This window comes from Klebsiella sp. P1954, from assembly GCF_018199955.1.
In the GTDB taxonomy this organism is placed as follows: Bacteria; Pseudomonadota; Gammaproteobacteria; order Enterobacterales; family Enterobacteriaceae; genus Klebsiella; species Klebsiella pneumoniae.
In genome coordinates this window covers 3,831,718-3,851,163 of sequence record NZ_CP073373.1, presented here as the reverse complement: position 1 = coordinate 3,851,163, position 19,446 = coordinate 3,831,718, and the positions used below count along the sequence as shown (strand labels likewise).

Below are 19,446 nucleotides of genomic sequence, written 5' to 3'. Positions count from 1 at the left end.
AATTGTTAATTTAAAGGTACCACGAGGGCTTTCGATCAGGTCTCGCGGAAAGAACATAAACGGTCTATTGAAGTATAGAGACTTCGATCGTGAGTCTGTTCACATCGCTCATTGAGAAAATTTCCGTTACGTATGCCGTCATGAGTCTCATCCTTTGAAAGCAGCGATCGCTGTGGCGAGACGGTAGCGCGGACATGTCTATTTGGTCAGAGATGGACATCTCAATTTAGCTAATACACCGCTACTTCGCTTGATGCATTTAACCTTAAATATCAGCAAGTTGAATTATTAATTTAATATACATTGATGTTATAGCAATCGCTATACAGGCTCCTTAGTCATGACTGACCTGGCCACACCGCATATCGCAAGAATTTGCTCTCTCAGCCAGCGGTGACCGGGGTCGCGTTCCATTCTTGGGTGCCACATCTGCGATACCGTAATACGACGGCTTTTGAACGGCAGCTCGAAAAGGTGTACCTGGTCCGTTACCTGCTGATTGAGTAAATAGAGTGCGGGTATCATGGCAATAAGATCCGATTCCAGCGCCACGGAAAGTGCTGTCGGAAATCCCGGTACGACGCTCGCAATTTTACGTTTTGTCCCCAGTTCGGCCAGCGCATCGTCAACGGATCCGTGCAACGCGCCCTCGGGTGACGCTACCACATGGCCCCAGGCGACATAATCACTCACGCCTATTTCAGCCTGCTTAGCCAGCGGGTGCCCTTTACGGACGACGCCAACAAACCGATCCTCAAACAGTCGTTGCAGCCGTATTTCTGGCCCCATATTACTCTGAACGCCAATCTCCAGATCAACCAGCCCTTCCCGAAGATAGCGCGACGTTTTTTCCGGCTTAGGCGCGAAGCGTATACAGACGTCCGGCGCGGCGTCGGCAACCGCTGCTATAAGCGCAGGCCCAAACGCCACCACAAAACCATCGTTTGCCCTGATGGTAAAAAGACGCGCCAGATTTTGCGCGCTGAACGTTTCAGTTGAGGGCTGTAATACCGCCCTGGCATCGTGCACTGCACGCCTGGCGCGATCCCGGGTCGCTTCGGCCCACGGGGTCAGTACCATGTTACGCCCGGCGCGTACCAGGATCGGGTCTCCTGTGACATCGCGTAACCTGCTTAATGTCCGGCTCATGGCCGAAGTGCTGAGGTTCAGACGACGAGCCGCACCTGCGACACTCGCTTCACTCAGCAATACGTCGAGAGCTACCAGCAAATTAAAATCGGGATCAGACATTACCCTTCCTCCCAGCACATTAAGATAAGGCGTTTGATGCAACAATAAAGTGAAAATAGTGCGCCTTCCGCCTGGTAAAAGCCATCTTTATAGTTTTGTCATCCATACACTCTTCTCAGAGGACAAATGATGACGCTCTTTTCCAGTCACCCCGGCGACGAAGGACTACCTGGCCCGGCGCGCGCACGGGTGATGGCCGCAATAATGACCACCACCTTAATGGGCGTGTTTGATGGCACCATGATCAACATTGCCCTGCCCTCCATGGCTCAGGAGATGCAGGTACCTGCCAGTATTGCCGTCTGGTTCGCCAACGGGTATCTGCTGGCGGCTGCGATGACGCTGGCGATATTCGCGGCGCTTGCGGCCCGTCTGGGTTATCGCCCCGTATTTCTGGCGGGCCTGACGACCTTTACCCTGACATCACTGGGTTGTGCGCTGGCGAATAAGCCCGAAGTGCTTATCGGTATGCGCGTGCTTCAGGGGATCGGCGGCGCGGCGACGCTGAGTATTGCCCCCGCAATACTCAGGTCCGTATTTCCCGGACGCTTACTTGGCCGCATTCTGGGGTTCCATGCCCTGCTCATTGCCTCGAGCTCCGCTATCGGCCCGGTATTGGGCGGTACGATCCTTCACACCCTTAGCTGGCAATGGCTGTTTGCGATAAACGTTCTTCCCGGCACCCTCGCCTTACTGCTGGCGGTCAGAGCGCTGCCGCGGGATGCGATCCGTATGCAGGCGACCTTCGACACCGTGGGCGCCATATTGTCGGCGCTGCTGTTGGGTTCGACGATCATGGCGGCGAACAGCCTACAGAACGCTACTTCTCAATTCGGCAGCCTTTGCTGGATGGCTCTCGCTGCGCTGAGCGGCATGGCTTTTATCTGGCAAATCCGCCGCACGGGTTCTCCCTTACTGCCGCCGAGCATGTTTAAAAATGAACGTTTTACCCTCGCGGCCTTCACGTCGATGGTTGCTTTCGTCAGCCAGGGGATCACCTTTATTGCGCTACCCTTCCTGTTTCAGAGCGAATACGGCTACAGTCCGGTAGTGTCTGCCCTGCTGTTTACGCCGTGGCCATTAGGGATCGTGCTGATTGCGCCGCATGCAGGCCGTTGGGCGGACACGATATCAGCCCCGGCGATATCCACCCTGGGGCTGGTGATATTTGTCGTCAGTTTGATCCTGCTGGCGACGTTACCCGCCAGACCTTCAATGTGGGATATCTGCCTGCGAAGTCTGGTATGCGGAATAGGGTTTGGCTGCTTTCAGAGTCCCAATAACCGGGAAATGCTCTCAAACGTTATTCGTGAGCACGCGAGTTATGCGTCCGGTGTTTTATCCATTATGCGCACTTTCGGGCAGTGCCTGGGAGCCGCCGCCGTAGCCGTTCTGCTGGCAGCAGATGAAAGGTCAATTCATGTTGCGCTGTGGAGCGCCGCCGCGGCCTCTGCGGTATCGGTCGTCGTCAGCGCGAGCCGGTTGCGTAAAATCACTCATCCTGCGGAAACAGGATAAGCGCGAAAATATCACTAAACGCTACGACTCCAGCGCCAGCAGCGCAAAACGCCGATCCCGCAACCAAAGCGGAGTCTTCCGTCGGAGTTCAATAGACTAACAGAATGCTATAACCGCTGATTTATCAAGGGAAAATTGAGTTTGGTAGACTTCAGGAGACTTGAATTTGGAGCGGGCGAAGGGAATCGAACCCTCGTATAGAGCTTGGGAAGCTCTCGTTCTACCATTGAACTACGCCCGCGAAGAGGTGCGAGAAGCATTATAGCCCTTACGCACCCTGTGACAAGCCTGCCGGATGCTGACTGGCGATAAAATAACCTTTTAGCACTTAGGTTTACTTCCCTGCGGCGGCAGGTAACGCAGCGGATCGATGGCTGTCGCCCGGTAGCGGATCTGGAAATGCAGCCGCACTGAGTCGGCATCCGTACTGCCCATGGTGGCAATTTGCTGGCCGGCCTTCACGCTCTGGCCATTATTCACCATTAGCTTATCGTTGTGGGCATAGGCGGTGATGTAATCCTCGCTGTGCTTAATCATGATCAGGTTGCCATAGCCGCGCAGCTGATTGCCGACGTAGACCACCTTGCCCGCCCCGGCGGCATACACCGGCTGGCCGCGGGTTCCGGCGATATCAATGCCTTTATTGCCGCCATCGGCGGTGGAATAAGGCAGGACCACTTTGCCGCTGGTCGGCCAGCGCCAGCAGCGCTGTCCCACCGGCGGCCAAGAGGACTGAGGTACCGCGGACGAAGGCGTGACCGCCGCGGTGCGCGTAGAGGAAGATTTTTTCTTCGTTGTCTTCGTTGAACTGCTGCCGTTAAGCTTCAGCTTCTGCCCCACCTCAATGGTGTAAGGCGGGGAGATGTTATTCAGGCGGGCCAGATCGCGAACGCTGGTGCCGGTGGTGCGGGAGATGCCGTACAGGGTATCGCCGCGTTTAACGGTGTAGGTGCCACCGGAATCGGAGGTGCTGGAGCAGCCGGCCAGCACCAGGCTTGCCGCCAGCATCAGTGTCATATAAAAGCGTTTCATCATCAGGCATCCTGCACTTAACACAACCACTTACCTCGCAATCAGGGCGAATATCATACCAGTCCGTGCAACAATCCCCAATGCTCTACGCTTTTTCTCTGATCTCTACTCCCTCGGCGCGGTAAAAGGATAACCCCCGGCGATAATATCCATCAGCGCCGGCAGATACGGCATCGACGGCAATTTCACCAGAGCCGGATAAAATATTTGCGGTGAGGGGAAGACATCAACCACATAGCAATGAGGAAGTTTTTCGGCATTCACTTCCGAAGATGGCAGCAATGTCGCCGCTTCCAGCCCGTCCTCCAGCCAGTCGAGGATCACTCCGGGCTGGGTAATATGCATAATCACCTTCGCGCTAACGCCGGATTTACGGAACAGGTCCATTAACATTTCATAGGTGCCGGAATCTTTCGCCCGGTGCAGCAGCACCAGCGGCATCTCCGCCAGAGCATTGTAGTCATAGGGGTTGGAAGGCGGTTGCGACAGGCATTTTTTATTAATGACCGCTACCAGTTTAATGGGGTCGAAGGAGATATAATCGAAGCCTTCTCCGCGGTAGGGTCGCTGTATTAATGCCAGATCGATAGCGCCTTCATTTAATAATGTTTCCAGATGACTTGAGTCAGTCACCGAGATATTTATCGCGGTTTCAGGATTGCGCCGATAGAGCTCCATTAATAAAGGCTGAAAATAATTCTGGTACAGATGAGTTAAGCCAATACGTACTTCCACGCGGGTCTTTTGCGCAATATCGGCCGTCTCCCGAGCGGTATCCTCCACCTGGCGTAAAATTTCACAGCCTTTTCGATATAAGAAATACCCCGCTTCCGTCGGTTCAATGCGGTTGCCGCGGCGCTCGAAAAGTGAAACCTGCAGCTCTTCTTCAAGCTCCTGAATCCGCTTGCTGAGCGGTGGTTGCGCCATATTGAGCGACTTCGCCGCCTGACTCACCGAACCGTGTTCCACTACCCGGCAAAAATAGCGTAAGCGTTTAAGATCCATGACCGGCCTCATTAATTATCTTCCGGGCAGTATCACACTAACGCTGAGAAATAAAAAGCCGCGTCGAATTCACCATATTGATTAATTGTTTATTAACATTTTTTTAAAACCAACTTTTTTGATCTACTGACCATCCGGTAAACGGTATTTGTTTAATTTATCGAAGAAAAATATTGTGCGCTTAGCAAAATTGCTTTTTAAAGGAACACTCATGGCAAATTCAGATAAAAAAACGCCGTCACCGGTGCATGATTTACGTTCGGCTCTGGCACTGTTAAAAACGCTGCCGGACGAATATGTTGAGACCGATACCGAAGTCGATCCTCACGCCGAGCTCTCAGGCGTTTACCGCTACGTGGGCGCCGGCGGCACCTGCCAGCGCCCAACGCGCAAGAACGGCCCGGTCATGGTCTTTAACAAAATTAAGGGGTTCGACGATATCAGCGTGGCCATCGGTCTGAACGGCTCGCGCCAGCGCGTTAGCCAGTTCCTGCAGTGTGAACCGGCAAAACTGGGTCATTTGCTGAAAGATTCCGTTGAAAATGCTATTAGCCCAACCATAGTACAGGGCACGGCGGTATGCCAGGAAGTGGTTCACCTCGCCAGCGATGCTGATTTTGATCTGCGTAAACTGCTGCCTGCGCCAACTAACACCGAAGAAGATGCCGGTCCGTATATCACTATGGGCCTGTGCTACGCCTCCGACCCGCAAACCCACGAATCCGATATCACTATTCATCGCCTGTGTGTCCAGAGCCGCGATGAGCTATCAATGTGGCTGACGCCGGGTCGTCATATCGATGCCTTCCGCATGAAGGCGGAAGCGGCGGGCCAGCCGCTGCCTATTTCGATCAGTATCGGCGTCGATCCGGCTATCGAAATCGCCGCCTGCTTTGAGCCACCGACCACCCCGCTGGGTTTCAACGAGCTAAGCATCGCCGGCGCGCTGCGTGGCCGCGCGGTGGAGATGGTGCAATGTAAGACTATTAATGAAAAAGCCATTGCCCACGCCGAAATCGTTATCGAAGGCGAACTGCTGCCGAACGTGCGCGTACGCGAAGATCAGAACACCCATACCGGCCGCGCAATGCCGGAGTTCCCGGGCTATACCGGTGAAGCGAAAGAGGCGATTCCGGTTATTAAAGTCAAAGCCGTCACCCATCGTACTCAGCCTATCTGGCGCACCACCGTCGGACCTGGCGAAGAACATGTCAACATGGCCGGGATCCCGACCGAAGCGAGTATTCTCGATATGGTGGAGCGCGCCATGCCGGGCAAATTACTCAACGTCTTCGCCCACTCGGCAGGCGGCGGCAAACTACTGGCGGTACTGCAATTTAAGAAATCTTCCCCTGCCGATGAAGGCCGCCAGCGCCAGGCGGCGCTCCTGGCGTTCTCCGCTTTCCCGGAGCTGAAGCACGTCATTTTGGTGGATGAGGATGTTGATATTTTCGATAGCGACGATGTGCTGTGGGCGATGCAAACCCGCTACCAGGGTGATGTCGATACCGTAATGATCCCGGGTGTGCGCTGTCATCCGCTCGACCCGTCGCAGGTGCCAGAGTACAGCCCGAGCGTGCTGCAGCAGGGAATGTCGTGCAAAACCATTTTCGACTGCACCGTACCGTTCCATCTGAAACACAACTTTGAGCGCTCTAAGTTCAAAGCGGTTGATGTAAAACGTTTCCTGCCGGACTTCGAATAAGGGCGAATACCATGACACCACGCATCATCATTGGGATTAGCGGCGCTTCCGGGTTCCAGTACGGCGTGAAAGCGCTGGAACTTTTGCGGCCACTGGCGATAGAGGTTCATCTGGTGGTCTCCAAAGGTGCGGAAAAAACCTGCGAGCTGGAAACGGATTACCGCTTAGATGAAGTGATGGCGCTGGCTGACGTGGTACATCCCATCAACCATCTGGGCGCGTCCATCTCCAGCGGCTCGTTTAAAACGCTGGGGATGTTGGTTGCCCCCTGCTCGATGCGATCATTGGGCGCTATCGCCCACTGTCTCACCGATAATCTGCTTACCCGCGCGGCGGACGTAGTGCTAAAGGAACGTCGTCGGCTGGTACTGCTGGCGCGCGAGACGCCGTTTAATCTCGGCCATATACGTAATATGGCGGCAGTTACCGAGATGGGCGGCATCATCTTTCCGCCGGTGCCTGCACTCTATCAGCGTCCGCAAAGCGCAGATGACATTATTACCCATAGCGTAAACCGCGCGCTTGACCTGTTTGACCTGGAGGTCAATAACATCCCGCGCTGGGGTGAGGGCGAGCTGCTTTACACGTAACAGGAACTCGCAATGTTAATTGGTCCGTATGTAAATGGTTCCGCCGTGATTATCGGCGGATTGATCGGCGCAATGGCCGGAGGAAAACTTCCGGAACGCGTCAAAACAGCCCTGCCGATGACCTTTGGTCTCTGCTCCGTCGGCCTGGGTATCACCCTGGTACTGAAGGTGAAATATATGCCGGCGGTAGTGCTGGCGATGGTACTCGGCGCCTTCCTCGGCGAACTGCTGCATCTGGAAAAACGCATCGGCAGCGCGGCGGGATCAACGCGCGGGTTGATTAATAAAGTTCTTCCACCCGTTCAGGGATTAGGTCATGAAGAGTTCACCGAAAAATTCGTGGCTATTTTGGTCCTGTTTTGCGCCAGCGGTACCGGTATTTTTGGTGCCATGACCGAAGGTATGAGCGGCGATCCATCAATCCTGTACATTAAAACCATCCTCGATCTTTTTACCGCCGGGATCTTCGCGACGCTGCTGGGCTACGCGGTGATGACCATCGCTATCCCGCAGATCGTGATTCAGGTAGCGCTGGCGATGCTAGCGGTGTTTATTCTGCCGATGATCACGCCGTCAATGATGGCGGATTTCTCCTGCGCCGGTGGATTGCTGATGGTGGCCACTGGATTGCGCATCTGCAACATTAAGCTTTTCCCGGTCGCCAACATGCTGCCAGGGCTTGTTTTGGTAATGCCTTTCTCCCATTTATGGGCTACCCTAGTGGCCTGAGTACATGACCCGGCGGGTTTGTGCCGGGTCATTTTTTATTTTCAGGAGTCGTCATGGCCGGGGAACACGTCATTTTGCTGGATGAGCAGGATCAGCCTGCCGGTATGCTGGAGAAGTATGCCGCCCATACGTTTGATACCCCTTTACATCTCGCGTTTTCCTGCTGGCTGTTTAACCAGCAGGGTCAGTTACTGGTCACTCGCCGTTCGTTGGGCAAAAAAGCCTGGCCCGGGGTATGGACCAACTCGGTCTGCGGACACCCCCAGCAGGGCGAGACCTTCGAGCAGGCCGTCACGCGCCGCTGTCGCTTCGAACTCGGTGTGGAGATCTCTGATATCGCGCCGGTTCACCCGGCCTTCCGCTACCGGGCGGTCGCTCCAAACGGTATCGTTGAGAACGAAGTGTGCCCGGTATATGCCGCGCGCGTGGTAAGCGAAGTGCAGCCTAACGACGATGAAGTCATGGACTATCAGTGGGTTGACCTGGCAACCATGTTAAGCGCGCTGGCCGCCACGCCGTGGGCGTTCAGCCCGTGGATGGTGCTGGAAGCGGAAAATCGGGACGCCCGCCAGGCGCTGACCGACTTTGTTGCGCGTCTGCGCGGGTAAGCTGACTATTCTCCAGGCCAGGCGCAGCCCTGTGCCTGTCATTAATGCCTGGCGGCGCTACGCTTGCACAGGCCTACGGTTCTGCGCCATTGCGTAGCCCGGATAAGGCGTTTACGCCGCCATCCGGGATCCCCGGCTTGCGCTGCGCTGAGCCAGGCTACGCCAGCCTTAGGACCTCACATCAGACATAAAAAAACCCGGCAAGCCGGGTTTTTTGCTTTTCGCGAAGGGCGATTATTTCTGCGGACGCATCGCCGGGAACAGAATAACGTCGCGGATGGTGTGGCTGTTGGTGAACAGCATGACCATACGGTCGATACCGATACCCAGACCAGCGGTCGGCGGCAGGCCGTGTTCCAGCGCGGTGACATAGTCTTCGTCATAGAACATTGCTTCGTCGTCGCCTGCGGCTTTCGCATCAACCTGATCCTGGAAGCGCTGCGCCTGGTCTTCGGCGTCGTTCAGCTCGCTAAAGCCGTTACCGATCTCACGGCCGCCAATGAAGAATTCAAAGCGGTCGGTGATTTCCGGGTTGACGTCGTTACGGCGCGCCAGCGGAGAAACTTCCGCCGGGTATTCGGTGATGAAGGTCGGCTGGATCAGGTGCGCTTCCGCCACTTCTTCGAAGATCTCGGTCACGATACGGCCCAGACCCCAGCTCTTCTCCACTTTGATGCCGATAGATTCAGCGATCGCTTTCGCGGAATCAAAGTTATCCAGATCCGCCATCTCGGTTTCCGGACGGTATTTCTTGATCGCTTCGCGCATGGTCAGTTTTTCAAACGGCTTGCCGAAGTCGAACACCTGGTCGCCGTAAGGCACTTCGGTATTGCCGAGGATGTCCTGCGCCAGGGTGCGGAACAGAGATTCGGTCAGCTCGATCAGATCTTTGTAATCCGCATAAGCCATGTAGAGTTCCATCATGGTGAACTCTGGGTTATGACGAACGGAGATCCCTTCGTTACGGAAGTTACGGTTGATCTCGAAGACGCGTTCGAAGCCGCCAACCACCAGACGCTTGAGGTACAGTTCCGGCGCGATACGCAGGTACATGTCCAGATCCAGCGCGTTATGATGGGTGATGAACGGACGCGCGGAAGCGCCGCCCGGGATCACCTGCATCATCGGGGTTTCTACTTCCATAAAGCCGCGGCCAACCATGAACTGACGGATGCCCGCCAGGATCTGCGAACGCACTTTGAAGGTCTTACGAGATTCATCGTTGGAGATCAGGTCCAGGTAACGCTGACGGTAACGCGCTTCCTGATCCTGCAGGCCGTGGAATTTGTCCGGCAGCGGGCGCAGAGCTTTAGTCAACAGACGCAGCTCGGTGCAGTGGATAGAGAGCTCACCGGTTTTGGTCTTGAACAACTTACCGCGGGCGGCGATGATGTCGCCGAGGTCCCACTTTTTGAACTGGTCGTTATAAACGCCTTCCGCCAGGTCATCACGCGCCACGTACAGCTGGATGCGGCCGCCTACGTCCTGCAGGGTCACGAAGGACGCTTTACCCATGATACGACGGGTCATCATGCGGCCAGCAACGGCCACTTCAACGTTCAGCGCTTCCAGCTCTTCGTTTTCTTTGCCATCGAAGTCAGCGTGCAGTTGGTCAGAGGTATGGTCACGACGGAAATCGTTCGGGAATGCGACGCCCTGCTCACGCAGCGCAGCCAGCTTCTCGCGACGGGTTTTCAGTTCATTATTAAGGTCAATTGCCGCGTCAGCGCCCTGTGCTTGTTGTTCAGACATGTTGGTTCCTCATAACCCTGCTTTCAAACTTGCTTCGATAAATTGGTCCAGGCTGCCGTCGAGCACCGCCTGAGTGTTGCGGGTTTCCACCCCGGTACGCAGATCTTTAATACGCGAGTCATCCAGCACGTAAGAGCGGATCTGGCTGCCCCAGCCGATATCGGACTTGTTGTCTTCCATCGCCTGCTTCTCGGCATTTTTCTTCTGCATCTCCAGTTCATAAAGCTTTGCTTTCATCTGCTTCATGGCCTGGTCTTTGTTTTTGTGCTGCGAACGGTCGTTCTGGCACTGCGTCACCAACCCGGTCGGGATATGGGTAATACGCACCGCGGATTCCGTACGGTTAACGTGCTGACCACCGGCGCCGGAGGCGCGGTATACGTCAATGCGCAGGTCGGCCGGGTTAATTTCGATATCGATATCGTCTTCCACTTCCGGGTAAACGAACGCGGAGCTGAAGGAGGTATGACGGCGGCCGCCGGAATCGAACGGGCTCTTACGCACCAGACGATGAACGCCGGTTTCCGTACGCAGCCAGCCGTAGGCGTAATCGCCAATGATCTTGATGGTCACGGATTTAATCCCCGCGACTTCACCTTCGGATTCTTCGATGATTTCGGTCTTAAAGCCGCGCGCTTCCGCCCAGCGCAGGTACATGCGCATCAGCATGCTGGCCCAGTCCTGGGCTTCGGTGCCGCCGGAACCGGCCTGAATGTCAAGGTAGCAATCGGCGCTGTCGTATTCGCCGGAGAACATGCGGCGGAACTCAAGCTGCGCCAGCTTCTCTTCCAGGGTATCCAGCTCGGCGACGGCTTCGTTAAAGGTCTCTTCGTCATCCGCTTCCACGGCCAGATCCAGCAGGCCGGCAACGTCTTCCAGCCCCTGGGACATCTGATCCAGGGTATCTACGATGGCTTCCAGGGAAGAACGCTCTTTACCCAGCGCCTGGGCGCGTTCGGGTTCGTTCCACACGTCCGGCTGTTCCAGCTCGGCGTTTACTTCTTCGAGACGCTCTTTCTTGGCATCGTAGTCAAAGATACCCCCTAAGAACGTCGGAGCGCTCCGTGAGGTCCTGAATGCGGTTTTTTACCGGATTTATTTCAAACATGGTCGGTTTCTTTTAATGGATTTGTCAAAATGCGGTGATAAGAGCGGAATTCTACCGGATTCGCGCCCTTATTCCTACACTGTTGTCAATTTGGCCAGAGGTGATCGATGATCAGCTGCAGGCTACGGTTGCCGCGGAACTCGTTGATGTCGAGCTTGTAGGCTAACTGGACTTCACGCACGCCGTTATCCGGCCAGATGGAAGTATCAACGTTGAAGGCGATACCGTCCAGCAGCGGCCCGCCGTCAACCGGTTCGACCATCACCTTCAGGTGACGCTCGCCCACCAGCCGCTGCTGCAGCAGGCGAAAACGACCGTCAAATAGCGGTTCCGGGAACATCTGCCCCCACGGCCCGGCGTCGCGCAGCATCTGCGCCACTTCCATGCTCATCTCCGCCGCCGCCAGCGGGCCATCGGAAACCACCTCGCCCTGCAACAGCGCAGGATCCAGCCATTCGGTCACCAGCTCGCCGAAGCGCTGTTGAAACTCTTCAAAACGCGCCTCCTCCAGCGATAAGCCCGCCGCCATCGCGTGGCCGCCGAACTTCAGGATTAGCCCGGGATAAAGCGTATCAAGGCGCTCCAGCGCATCGCGCATATGCAACCCCTGAATGGAACGACCGGAGCCTTTCAGCGTGCCGTCGCCGGTAGGCGCAAAAGCGATAACCGGGCGATGGAAGCGCTCCTTAATCCGCGAGGCGAGAATGCCGACTACCCCTTGATGCCATTGCGGATGGTACATCGCCAGCCCGCCGGGCAGGGTATCGGCGCTGCGCTCCAGCTGCTGACAGAGCGTTAGCGCTTCCGCCTGCATCCCCTGCTCAATCTCTTTGCGCGTCTGATTAAGCGCATCGAGCTCGTTGGCCAGCACCCGCGCTTCGCCGATGTTGTCGCACAGCAGCAGCGCGACGCCGACCGACATGTCGTCCAGCCGTCCCGCCGCGTTCAGGCGCGGCCCGAGGGCGAAACCGAGGTCGCTGGCCGCCAGCTTTTGCGGATCGCGGTTGGCAATTTCCAGCAGCGCCTTAATACCGGGCCGACATTTGCCGGCGCGAATGCGGCTTAACCCCTGCCAGGTGAGGATACGGTTGTTAGCATCCAGCGGCACGACGTCCGCGACGGTGCCAAGCGCCACCAGATCCAGCAGCTCGGCAAGGTTCGGCGCGGGGATGCCGCGAGCGTCGAACCAGCCTTTATCGCGCAGAAAAGTGCGCAGCGCCAGCATCAGATAAAACGCCACCCCCACCCCGGCCAGTGATTTTGACGGGAAGTCGCAATCGCGCAGGTTGGGATTAACGATAGCTTCCGCCGCCGGCAGCGTCTCGCCCGGCAGATGGTGATCGGTCACCAGCACCGGGATCCCCAGCGCATGGGCATGATCGACGCCGGCATGGGACGAGATCCCGTTGTCGACGGTCATGATCATCTGCGCGCCGCGAGCATGGGCCTGATCGACCACTTCCGGGCTTAAACCGTAGCCGTCTTCAAAGCGGTTCGGCACCAGATAGGAGACGTTGCCGTAACCCAGCGCGCGCAGGGCCAACACGCTGAGCGCGGTGCTGGTGGCGCCGTCGGCGTCAAAATCACCGACCACCACGATGTGCAACCCTTTCTGGAACGCGTCATGCAGCATCTCGACCGCTTTTTCAACGCCGGTGAGCTGCGTCCAGGGGAGCATGCCTTTGACGCTGCGCTCCAGCTCCTGCGCGCTGCGCACCCCGCGGCTGGCATATAGCCGCTGCAGCAGCGGCGGCAGGTCGGCGGGGAGTTCGACGCCGTCAACCGCCTCGCGGCGGCGTAGTTGTATCTGTTGTTTCACGCGAATCAGTTACCGCTTGTCTGTTTTTTGTGCTCATCGAGGAACGCCTTCAGCTCTTTCGGCCCCTGATAGCCCGGCAGCACCATGCCGTTACTGAGGACCATCGCCGGGGTGCCGTTGACGCCCATCTGCACGCCGAGGGTGTAATGTTTGGCGATATCTACGCTGCAGCTCGCCGGCTGCACGCCTTTACCATTCATGGCGTCATCCAGCGCTTTGTTGCGATCTTTCGCGCACCAGATGGCCTTCATGTCCTGCTCCGCCTGGCTTTGCAGACCCTGGCGCGGGAAAGCCAGATAGCGCACGGTGATCCCCAGCGCGTTGTAGTCGCTCATCTGCTCGTGCAGTTTATGACAGTAGCCGCAGGTAATATCGGTGAAGACGGTGATGACGTGCTGCTCCTTCGGCGCTTTGTAGACAATCATCTCATTGCTCAGCGCGTTCAGCTTACCCAGCAGCAGCTGGTTGGTGACGTTGACCGGCTGCGCGCCGCTCACGTCGTACATCGGCCCCTGGATGATATGTTTGCCGTCGTCGGTCACGTACAGCACGCCGCTGTCGGTCAGCACCGTGCTCATCCCGGAAACCGGCGATGGTTGAATATCGGTGCTCTGCACACCCAGCTTCGCCAGCGACTGTTTAATTGCCGCGCTATCGGCGTGCGCCGCTCCTGAAAGGGAGGCCGCCAGCAGGGTGAACATCAATAAACCTTTTTTCATAATCAGTCCTTTTGTTCAGCACTCACGCCCGCGGGTGGTGCTGTTGATGAAGTTGTCGCAGACGCTCGGTCGCCACGTGGGTGTATATCTGCGTGGTGGAGAGATCGCTGTGTCCTAACAGCATCTGCACCACGCGCAGATCGGCGCCATGATTGAGCAAATGCGTGGCGAACGCATGGCGTAACACGTGCGGGGAAAGCTTTTCGCTGTCGATCCCCGCCAGTACGGCATAGTGTTTAATCCGATGCCAGAAGGTCTGGCGCGTCATCTGCTGGGCGCGCTGGCTGGGAAATAAGACATCCGACGCCACGCCGTTCAGCAGCCAGGGGCGACCATACTCGAGGTAATTTTCCACCCACAGTACCGCCTCTTCCCCCAGCGGCACCAGCCGCTCTTTGTTGCCTTTTCCCACCACCCGCAGCACGCCCTGCCGCAGGCTGATGTCGCTCATCGTCAGTCCCACCAGCTCCGAGACGCGCAGGCCGGTGGCATACAGCACCTCCAGCATCGCTTTATCGCGCAATTCCAGCGGCTGCTCCACCAGCGGCGCCTGCAGCAGGCGCTCAACCTGCGCCTCACTGAGATCTTTTGGCAGCCGCTGCGGTAGCTTCGGCGAGGCCAGCAGCGCGCTGGGATCGTCCGGGCGAATTTTTTCCCGGTACAGATGCTGGAAAAAACGGCGCACGGCGCTCAGCAGGCGCGCGGTGCTGGTGGCTTTGTAGCCGCCGGACTGCCGCTCAGCCAGCAGCGCCTGCAGATCGTCGCTGCCAACGCTTGCCAGCGACAGGCCGCGATGGTGCAGCCACTCAACTAACATCGTCAAATCGCGACGGTAGGCGCTGAGCGTATTCTCCGCCAGGTTGCGCTCCAGCCAAAGGGCATCGAGAAACTGTTCGATTAGTGCCAGATCCTGTTTCACATCGGCCTCTTTGTTCGTTAAACGCTCTCATTATGCCTTAAGAGGACGCCTTTCTGGTACACTGCCCGCCATTCACGGCAAGAATCGAGATGTTTACGCGATGAATATAGGTCTGTTTTACGGCTCCAGTACCTGCTACACCGAAATGGCCGCGGAGAAAATCCGCGATATCATCGGCCCCGAACTGGTGACGCTGCACAATCTGAAAGATGACTCCCCCGCGCTGATGAGCCAGTACGACGTACTGATCCTTGGCATCCCGACCTGGGATTTCGGCGAAATTCAGGAAGACTGGGAAGCGGTCTGGGATCAGCTGGACACCCTGAACCTCGAGGGAAAGATCGTCGCGCTGTACGGCATGGGCGATCAGCTGGGCTACGGCGAATGGTTCCTTGACGCGCTCGGCATGCTGCATGACAAGCTGGCGACCAAGGGCGTGAAGTTTGTCGGCTACTGGCCAACCGAAGGCTATGAGTTCACCAGCCCGAAACCGGTGATCGCCGATGGCCAACTGTTCGTTGGCCTGGCGCTGGATGAAACCAACCAGTACGACCTGAGCGACGAGCGCATCCAGAGCTGGTGCGAGCAGATCCTCGGCGAAATGGCCGAACACTTTTCCTGACGCGGCTTACTCCTGCGCCGGTTTTTGCAGCACCAGCCGGCGCAGATCGCGCCACTCTCCGGCGTCCATGCTGTCCGCCGCCAGCCAAAGATGCTGTCCGCGCCGGGTATCGACATGGCGCAAACGCAGCAGCATACCGCTATTGATAACCCACGGCGTCCCGAGGATCTCCCATTCGGCGTTTTGCCAGCGAAGACGGGAATCGGTGAGCAGTTTTATTTCCCCGCGACGGGCATGGATCCGTCGCTGGCTGCGCACGCAGTCGAAGACCACCAGCGACAGCAGCAGCAGCCAGATCGGGGTATAGCTCAGCGGCCAGGGAACCAACAGCACCAGGGCCGCCACCACGCCGTGAAGCAGCAGGGAAAACCACTGCGCGCGCCAGGAGATACGGAGATCAGATTGCCACAGGACCACGTTCCCGATTCCGTGTCTGAATTAAGGTTACCATCCGCTGCAGCTCCGCATCGGCCGGTTTGCCGTGGTTCATCAGCCAGTTGAACAGATCCGGATCGTCATTTTCCAGCAGGCGAATGAACAGCTGTTTGTCAGCGTCGCTGAGGGTATCGTACTCATACTCAAAGAACGGCATGATGGAGATGTCGAGTTCGCGCATCCCGCGGCGGCATGCCCAGTGGATACGTGCTTTATTGTTAATGTCCATGTTGACCTTCCAGCAGCAAAATATAGGTTAGTTTAACCCGTTTTCTGCCGTAACTTTACAGGAATATCGCTGAATGCGAGCATCCTTCCATAAAAACCTTAAAATAATGATGGGTTTATTGATTCCCTGCGTCAGGCGGCTGTCTCACGCCAGCGCACAAATGGCCTGTTGAAAGCACTTGCAATGCACTATAGCTCTTTTACCATTGGTCACACACACTGCGTTAAGCGATTCAGGATATGACTATGGCTTTTACACCTTTTCCTCCGCGTCAGCCTTCCTCTTCCGCTCGTCTGCCGTTAACGCTGATGACCCTGGATGACTGGGCGCTGGCGACAATTAGCGGGCCGGACAGCGAAAAATATCTGCAGGGGCAGATTACCGCCGATGTGAGTCATCTCACCGATGCCCAGCATCTGCTTGCCGCCCACTGTGATGCCAAAGGCAAGATGTGGAGCAACCTGCGCGTATTCCGTCGCGAGGGCGGCTTCGCGTGGATTGAGCGCCGCAGCCTGCGCGACGCGCAGCTGACCGAGCTGAAAAAATATGCCGTCTTCTCCAAAGTCACCATTGCCGCCAACGACGATCTGGTTCTGCTGGGGGTGGCCGGCTTCCAGGCGCGCGCCGCGCTGGCGCCGCTGTTCGCCGCCTTGCCCGACGCTGCCACCCCGGTGGTCAGCGAAGGCGCCACCAGCCTGCTGTGGTTTGAACACCCGGGCGAGCGCTTCCTGCTGGTGACCGGTGTCGACACCGCCAACCGCGTCACCGACGCGTTGCGCGGCGAAGCGCAGTTTAACAACAGCCAACAGTGGCTGGCGCTGAATATTGAAGCCGGCCTGCCGGTTATCGACAGCGCTAACAGCGGGCAGTTCATTCCGCAGGCCACCAACCTGCAGGCGCTGGGCGGCATCAGCTTCAAAAAAGGCTGCTACACCGGCCAGGAAATGGTCGCGAGGGCGAAATTCCGCGGCGCCAATAAGCGCGCGCTGTGGACGCTGTCAGGGACCGCCAGCCGGGTGCCGGAAGCCGGGGAAGACCTGGAGCTGAAGATGGGCGACAACTGGCGCCGCACCGGTACGGTGCTGGCAGCCGTACAGCTGGATGACGGAAGCCTGATGGTCCAGGTAGTGATGAATAACGACATGGAACCGGACAGCGTGTTCCGTGTACGCGACGATGCCGGCAGCCTGAGCATCAAACCATTGCCGTATTCGCTGGAAGAAAATTAAGGAAAAGTTCCCGGCTTGCGGCGCTTGCGCCTTAGCCGGGCTACCCGGCCGCAGAATATCGTAGCCACGGTAAGCGTAGCGCCACCGTGGAATTTCCAGGCCGTAGAGTATTGTAGCCACGGTAAGCGCAGCGCCACCGTGGGATGTTTATCAGGACTGGCCGATGTAAAGATAAATCGCCAGGAAGTGACACACGCTGCCGCCGAGCACGAAGCCGTGCCAGATAGCGTGGTTATAAGGAATACGTTTGCAGACGTAGAAGATGACCCCCAGCGAGTACACCACCCCGCCAACCGCCAGCAGCGTTACCCCGCCCACCGCCAGCTTCACCGCCAGCTGATAGACCACGATAAGCGACAGCCACCCCATGGTCAGATAGGTCACCAGCGACAAAATTTTAAAGCGGTGCGCGATGGTCAGCTTAAACAGGATCCCCAGCAGCGCCAGGCTCCAGATGACGATCATCAGCCCCTTCGCCAGCGGTGAATTCAACCCCACCAGCAAAAACGGCGTGTAGGTCCCGGCAATCAGCAAATAGATGGCGCAGTGGTCGAATTTCTTCAGCCACTGTTTCGCCCGCTGATGCGGGATCGCGTGATAGAGCGTGGAAGCGAGGAACAGCATAATCATGCTGCCGCCGTACAGGCTGTAGCTGGCGATCGCCGTCGCGCTGGCGTTTGTATCCGCCGCCTGCACCAGCAGCAACACAAGGCCGACGATACCGAACACCAGCCCGATCCCGTGGCTGATGCTGTTGGCAACTTCCTCTGCCAGAGAATATCCCTGAGTGATTAATGGTTTGCGAACCATACTGGACTCCGTGAAAACAAGAACGCTTTCATTGCCCACTTAGGGTAACTGAGAATGATTCCAGTGAACACCTGTTAGCTAAAATAAAACGATGTATATTTGTAAATACTTTAAAATCATAAAGTTACATTTTTATTTCAACTCACAGCTGTTCCTGATTATCTTAAAGCGTTTTGAATTCAATGACATAAAACTGGCTCTCGCCAGGATAGATGTCGCTGATGACCTGCCGCAGCTGCCCGAGAGTCATATTCTCCTGTTGCGCATGCTGTTCGGTCAGCGTATCGAGCGTCACCGTCGAGGTCGCGGTCACGGCGATGGTGCAAAAATAGCCGTCATCTTCATAGCGCCCAACGCGCAGCACATCGCCGGGCTTAAAGTGCGACTCCGCTGCATCGCGAATGGTGATGGTTTTGCGCCCGGCGAGGATGTCGTCCTGAAAACGCTGAAAAAAGGTAATGTCATTGGCCTGCATGATATAATTCCGTCCTGGTCATTATGAATTGTGAGTTCGCCCTGTGAGTATGTTCTCCCACGCCGCTGTCGCCAGTCTCAATAATCTTGAGATGATGGTCTACCACTACGTCATTAAAAATCGTGACAAAGTGATGTACATGACCATCCGCGAACTGGCCGAGGCCGCCGGGGTCTCCACGACCACCGTGTTACGCTTCTGCCGCAAACTGCAGTGCGAGGGCTACTCTGAATTTCGCGTGCGCTTTAAATTATATCTCGAGCAGAATGAGCCTCAACAGGCAAATATCGGCGCCAGCGAAATAATGAGCTTTTTTAAAAGCGTCAATAATGACGAGTTCGATGAATTACTCGAGCAGGCCGTCGATATTATTCTCGCCTCCGAACGTATTATTTTTGTCGGCGCCGGCACCTCCGGCGCGCTGGCGAAATATGGCGCACGCTTCTTCTCCAACGTCGGTAAATTCAGCAACCATATTGACGACCCCTATTTTCCGGTAACCAACGATATGGCCCGCAACGCGCTGGCGATCGTGCTTTCCGTCTCTGGCGAGACGGAAGAGATCCTGCGCTTTGCCAGCCAGTTCAGCCTACATCATTGCAAGGTGATGTCGATTACCAGCCATGAGCATTCGCGGCTGGCCAAACTGGCTGATTTCAATCTCTCCTGGCACGTGCCGCAGACGCGCATTGGCGGCGTCTACGATATTACAACGCAAATTCCAGTGATCTATATTCTCGAATCCCTCGGACGTAAATTAGCGCGCAAAATCAGCTAAAAATAACAGCCTGTTTTTTTGATGTAACATATTACCTTTGGCGGAATTTGTTATATCGTGACATTCACTTTCACTTTGCTAGACTCGAGAACAATAGTTATTAGAGAGATTAG

The 19,446-nt window shown here is 56.5% G+C and carries 20 protein-coding genes and 1 tRNA gene; 8 read left to right on the top strand and 13 right to left on the bottom strand.

The genetic code is table 11. From position 1 onward, the window contains the following. Positions 1 to 321 precede the first annotated feature (321 nt). On the bottom strand, positions 322 to 1,251 hold the full coding sequence (locus KB890_RS18555) for a LysR family transcriptional regulator (RefSeq protein ID WP_002916293.1): 930 nt from the start codon (positions 1,249 to 1,251) through the stop codon (positions 322 to 324). A 129-nt stretch (positions 1,252 to 1,380) separates the two neighbouring features. Here KB890_RS18555 and KB890_RS18550 point away from each other — a divergent pair, with 129 nt between their 5' ends. Then, the gene (locus tag KB890_RS18550; protein WP_094965644.1) at positions 1,381 to 2,769 is read left to right on the top strand and encodes an MFS transporter; all 1,389 of its coding nucleotides are present in this window, start codon (positions 1,381 to 1,383) and stop codon (positions 2,767 to 2,769) included. Between the two features lie 167 nt (positions 2,770 to 2,936). Here the strand turns inward: KB890_RS18550 and KB890_RS18545 are convergent. The 3 genes from KB890_RS18545 to KB890_RS18535 all read right to left on the bottom strand — a co-directional run bounded on the left by KB890_RS18545 (position 2,937) and on the right by KB890_RS18535 (position 4,806). Continuing rightward, positions 2,937 to 3,010, bottom strand: a tRNA-Gly gene (locus tag KB890_RS18545). Positions 3,011 to 3,090: 80 nt separating this feature from the next. After that, positions 3,091 to 3,804 (bottom strand): amidase activator ActS, encoded by a 714-nt coding sequence (gene actS, locus KB890_RS18540; RefSeq protein ID WP_004157874.1) that lies wholly within the window; start codon positions 3,802 to 3,804, stop codon positions 3,091 to 3,093. Positions 3,805 to 3,906: 102 nt separating this feature from the next. Then, positions 3,907 to 4,806: a LysR family transcriptional regulator gene (locus KB890_RS18535; protein WP_004181230.1), complete on the bottom strand. Its 900-nt coding sequence runs from the start codon at positions 4,804 to 4,806 to the stop codon at positions 3,907 to 3,909. Between the two features lie 211 nt (positions 4,807 to 5,017). Here KB890_RS18535 and KB890_RS18530 point away from each other — a divergent pair, with 211 nt between their 5' ends. The 4 genes from KB890_RS18530 to idi are packed head-to-tail and all read left to right on the top strand — an operon-like array spanning position 5,018 to position 8,438. Beyond that, complete coding sequence (locus KB890_RS18530) at positions 5,018 to 6,511, top strand: UbiD family decarboxylase (RefSeq protein WP_020324928.1); 1,494 nt, start codon at positions 5,018 to 5,020, stop codon at positions 6,509 to 6,511. 11 nt (positions 6,512 to 6,522) lie between these two features. Further along, the gene (locus KB890_RS18525) at positions 6,523 to 7,101 is read left to right on the top strand and encodes a UbiX family flavin prenyltransferase (RefSeq protein WP_020324920.1); all 579 of its coding nucleotides are present in this window, start codon (positions 6,523 to 6,525) and stop codon (positions 7,099 to 7,101) included. A gap of 12 nt (positions 7,102 to 7,113) precedes the next feature. Then, positions 7,114 to 7,830 carry a DUF554 domain-containing protein gene (locus tag KB890_RS18520; protein ID WP_004144724.1) on the top strand — a complete coding sequence of 239 codons (717 nt, stop codon included), beginning with the start codon at positions 7,114 to 7,116 and terminating at the stop codon, positions 7,828 to 7,830. Between the two features lie 53 nt (positions 7,831 to 7,883). Further along, on the top strand, positions 7,884 to 8,438 hold the full coding sequence (gene idi, locus KB890_RS18515; protein WP_002916298.1) for an isopentenyl-diphosphate Delta-isomerase: 555 nt from the start codon (positions 7,884 to 7,886) through the stop codon (positions 8,436 to 8,438). 234 nt (positions 8,439 to 8,672) lie between these two features. Here idi and lysS read toward each other — a convergent pair whose 3' ends face one another. From lysS to xerD, 5 genes are all read right to left on the bottom strand, one after another. Beyond that, positions 8,673 to 10,190, bottom strand: a complete 1,518-nt coding sequence (lysS, locus tag KB890_RS18510) for a lysine--tRNA ligase (protein WP_002916299.1) — start codon at positions 10,188 to 10,190, stop codon at positions 8,673 to 8,675. A gap of 9 nt (positions 10,191 to 10,199) precedes the next feature. Further along, a protein-coding gene (gene prfB, locus KB890_RS18505) for a peptide chain release factor 2 (protein ID WP_095858446.1) occupies positions 10,200 to 11,298 on the bottom strand; the annotation gives its coding sequence in 2 pieces (ribosomal slippage) (positions 10,200 to 11,222 and positions 11,224 to 11,298; 1,098 coding nt in all). Positions 11,299 to 11,383: 85 nt separating this feature from the next. Next, entirely contained in the window at positions 11,384 to 13,117 is a 1,734-nt protein-coding gene (gene recJ, locus KB890_RS18500; protein WP_004149758.1) for a single-stranded-DNA-specific exonuclease RecJ, read from the bottom strand. A gap of 5 nt (positions 13,118 to 13,122) precedes the next feature. Further along, a complete protein-coding gene (dsbC, locus tag KB890_RS18495; RefSeq protein WP_002916301.1) occupies positions 13,123 to 13,836 on the bottom strand; it encodes a bifunctional protein-disulfide isomerase/oxidoreductase DsbC in 714 nt (237 codons plus the stop codon). Between the two features lie 22 nt (positions 13,837 to 13,858). Then, on the bottom strand, positions 13,859 to 14,755 hold the full coding sequence (xerD, locus tag KB890_RS18490; protein WP_004144729.1) for a site-specific tyrosine recombinase XerD: 897 nt from the start codon (positions 14,753 to 14,755) through the stop codon (positions 13,859 to 13,861). 100 nt (positions 14,756 to 14,855) lie between these two features. On the opposite strand from xerD, the gene fldB reads away from it, so the two are divergent. After that, positions 14,856 to 15,377 (top strand): flavodoxin FldB, encoded by a 522-nt coding sequence (gene fldB, locus KB890_RS18485; protein WP_004144730.1) that lies wholly within the window; start codon positions 14,856 to 14,858, stop codon positions 15,375 to 15,377. A 6-nt stretch (positions 15,378 to 15,383) separates the two neighbouring features. Here fldB and KB890_RS18480 read toward each other — a convergent pair whose 3' ends face one another. Beyond that, positions 15,384 to 15,794, bottom strand: a complete 411-nt coding sequence (locus KB890_RS18480) for a protein YgfX (protein WP_002916310.1) — start codon at positions 15,792 to 15,794, stop codon at positions 15,384 to 15,386. Beyond that, positions 15,775 to 16,041 (bottom strand): FAD assembly factor SdhE, encoded by a 267-nt coding sequence (gene sdhE, locus KB890_RS18475; RefSeq protein WP_002916312.1) that lies wholly within the window; start codon positions 16,039 to 16,041, stop codon positions 15,775 to 15,777. Before sdhE ends, KB890_RS18480 begins: the two co-directional genes overlap by 20 nt. 245 nt (positions 16,042 to 16,286) lie before the next feature. Between sdhE and ygfZ the strand changes: the two genes are divergently transcribed. Continuing rightward, complete coding sequence (ygfZ, locus tag KB890_RS18470; RefSeq protein WP_020324927.1) at positions 16,287 to 17,270, top strand: tRNA-modifying protein YgfZ; 984 nt, start codon at positions 16,287 to 16,289, stop codon at positions 17,268 to 17,270. 150 nt (positions 17,271 to 17,420) lie between these two features. Here the strand turns inward: ygfZ and trhA are convergent, their stop codons facing one another. Next, entirely contained in the window at positions 17,421 to 18,080 is a 660-nt protein-coding gene (trhA, locus tag KB890_RS18465) for a PAQR family membrane homeostasis protein TrhA (RefSeq protein WP_002916317.1), read from the bottom strand. Positions 18,081 to 18,243: 163 nt separating this feature from the next. Beyond that, positions 18,244 to 18,555, bottom strand: coding sequence for a N(4)-acetylcytidine aminohydrolase (yqfB, locus tag KB890_RS18460; protein ID WP_004144734.1), 312 nt, complete (start codon positions 18,553 to 18,555; stop codon positions 18,244 to 18,246). A gap of 49 nt (positions 18,556 to 18,604) precedes the next feature. On the opposite strand from yqfB, the gene KB890_RS18455 reads away from it, so the two are divergent. Continuing rightward, positions 18,605 to 19,333, top strand: a complete 729-nt coding sequence (locus KB890_RS18455; RefSeq protein ID WP_002916321.1) for a MurR/RpiR family transcriptional regulator — start codon at positions 18,605 to 18,607, stop codon at positions 19,331 to 19,333. Positions 19,334 to 19,446 lie beyond the last annotated feature (113 nt).

Bases quoted from the DNA above. Each gene is read 5' to 3' on its own strand.
- KB890_RS18555 (WP_002916293.1), bottom strand. From the start codon at position 1,251: ATGTCTGATCCCGATTTTAATTTGCTGGTAGCTCTCGACGTATTGCTG.
- KB890_RS18550 (WP_094965644.1), top strand. From the start codon at position 1,381: ATGACGCTCTTTTCCAGTCACCCCGGCGACGAAGGACTACCTGGCCCG.
- actS (WP_004157874.1), bottom strand. From the start codon at position 3,804: ATGATGAAACGCTTTTATATGACACTGATGCTGGCGGCAAGCCTGGTG.
- KB890_RS18535 (WP_004181230.1), bottom strand. From the start codon at position 4,806: ATGGATCTTAAACGCTTACGCTATTTTTGCCGGGTAGTGGAACACGGT.
- KB890_RS18530 (WP_020324928.1), top strand. From the start codon at position 5,018: ATGGCAAATTCAGATAAAAAAACGCCGTCACCGGTGCATGATTTACGT.
- KB890_RS18525 (WP_020324920.1), top strand. From the start codon at position 6,523: ATGACACCACGCATCATCATTGGGATTAGCGGCGCTTCCGGGTTCCAG.
- KB890_RS18520 (WP_004144724.1), top strand. From the start codon at position 7,114: ATGTTAATTGGTCCGTATGTAAATGGTTCCGCCGTGATTATCGGCGGA.
- idi (WP_002916298.1), top strand. From the start codon at position 7,884: ATGGCCGGGGAACACGTCATTTTGCTGGATGAGCAGGATCAGCCTGCC.
- lysS (WP_002916299.1), bottom strand. From the start codon at position 10,190: ATGTCTGAACAACAAGCACAGGGCGCTGACGCGGCAATTGACCTTAAT.
- dsbC (WP_002916301.1), bottom strand. From the start codon at position 13,836: ATGAAAAAAGGTTTATTGATGTTCACCCTGCTGGCGGCCTCCCTTTCA.
- fldB (WP_004144730.1), top strand. From the start codon at position 14,856: ATGAATATAGGTCTGTTTTACGGCTCCAGTACCTGCTACACCGAAATG.
- sdhE (WP_002916312.1), bottom strand. From the start codon at position 16,041: ATGGACATTAACAATAAAGCACGTATCCACTGGGCATGCCGCCGCGGG.
- ygfZ (WP_020324927.1), top strand. From the start codon at position 16,287: ATGGCTTTTACACCTTTTCCTCCGCGTCAGCCTTCCTCTTCCGCTCGT.
- trhA (WP_002916317.1), bottom strand. From the start codon at position 18,080: ATGGTTCGCAAACCATTAATCACTCAGGGATATTCTCTGGCAGAGGAA.
- yqfB (WP_004144734.1), bottom strand. From the start codon at position 18,555: ATGCAGGCCAATGACATTACCTTTTTTCAGCGTTTTCAGGACGACATC.
- KB890_RS18455 (WP_002916321.1), top strand. From the start codon at position 18,605: ATGTTCTCCCACGCCGCTGTCGCCAGTCTCAATAATCTTGAGATGATG.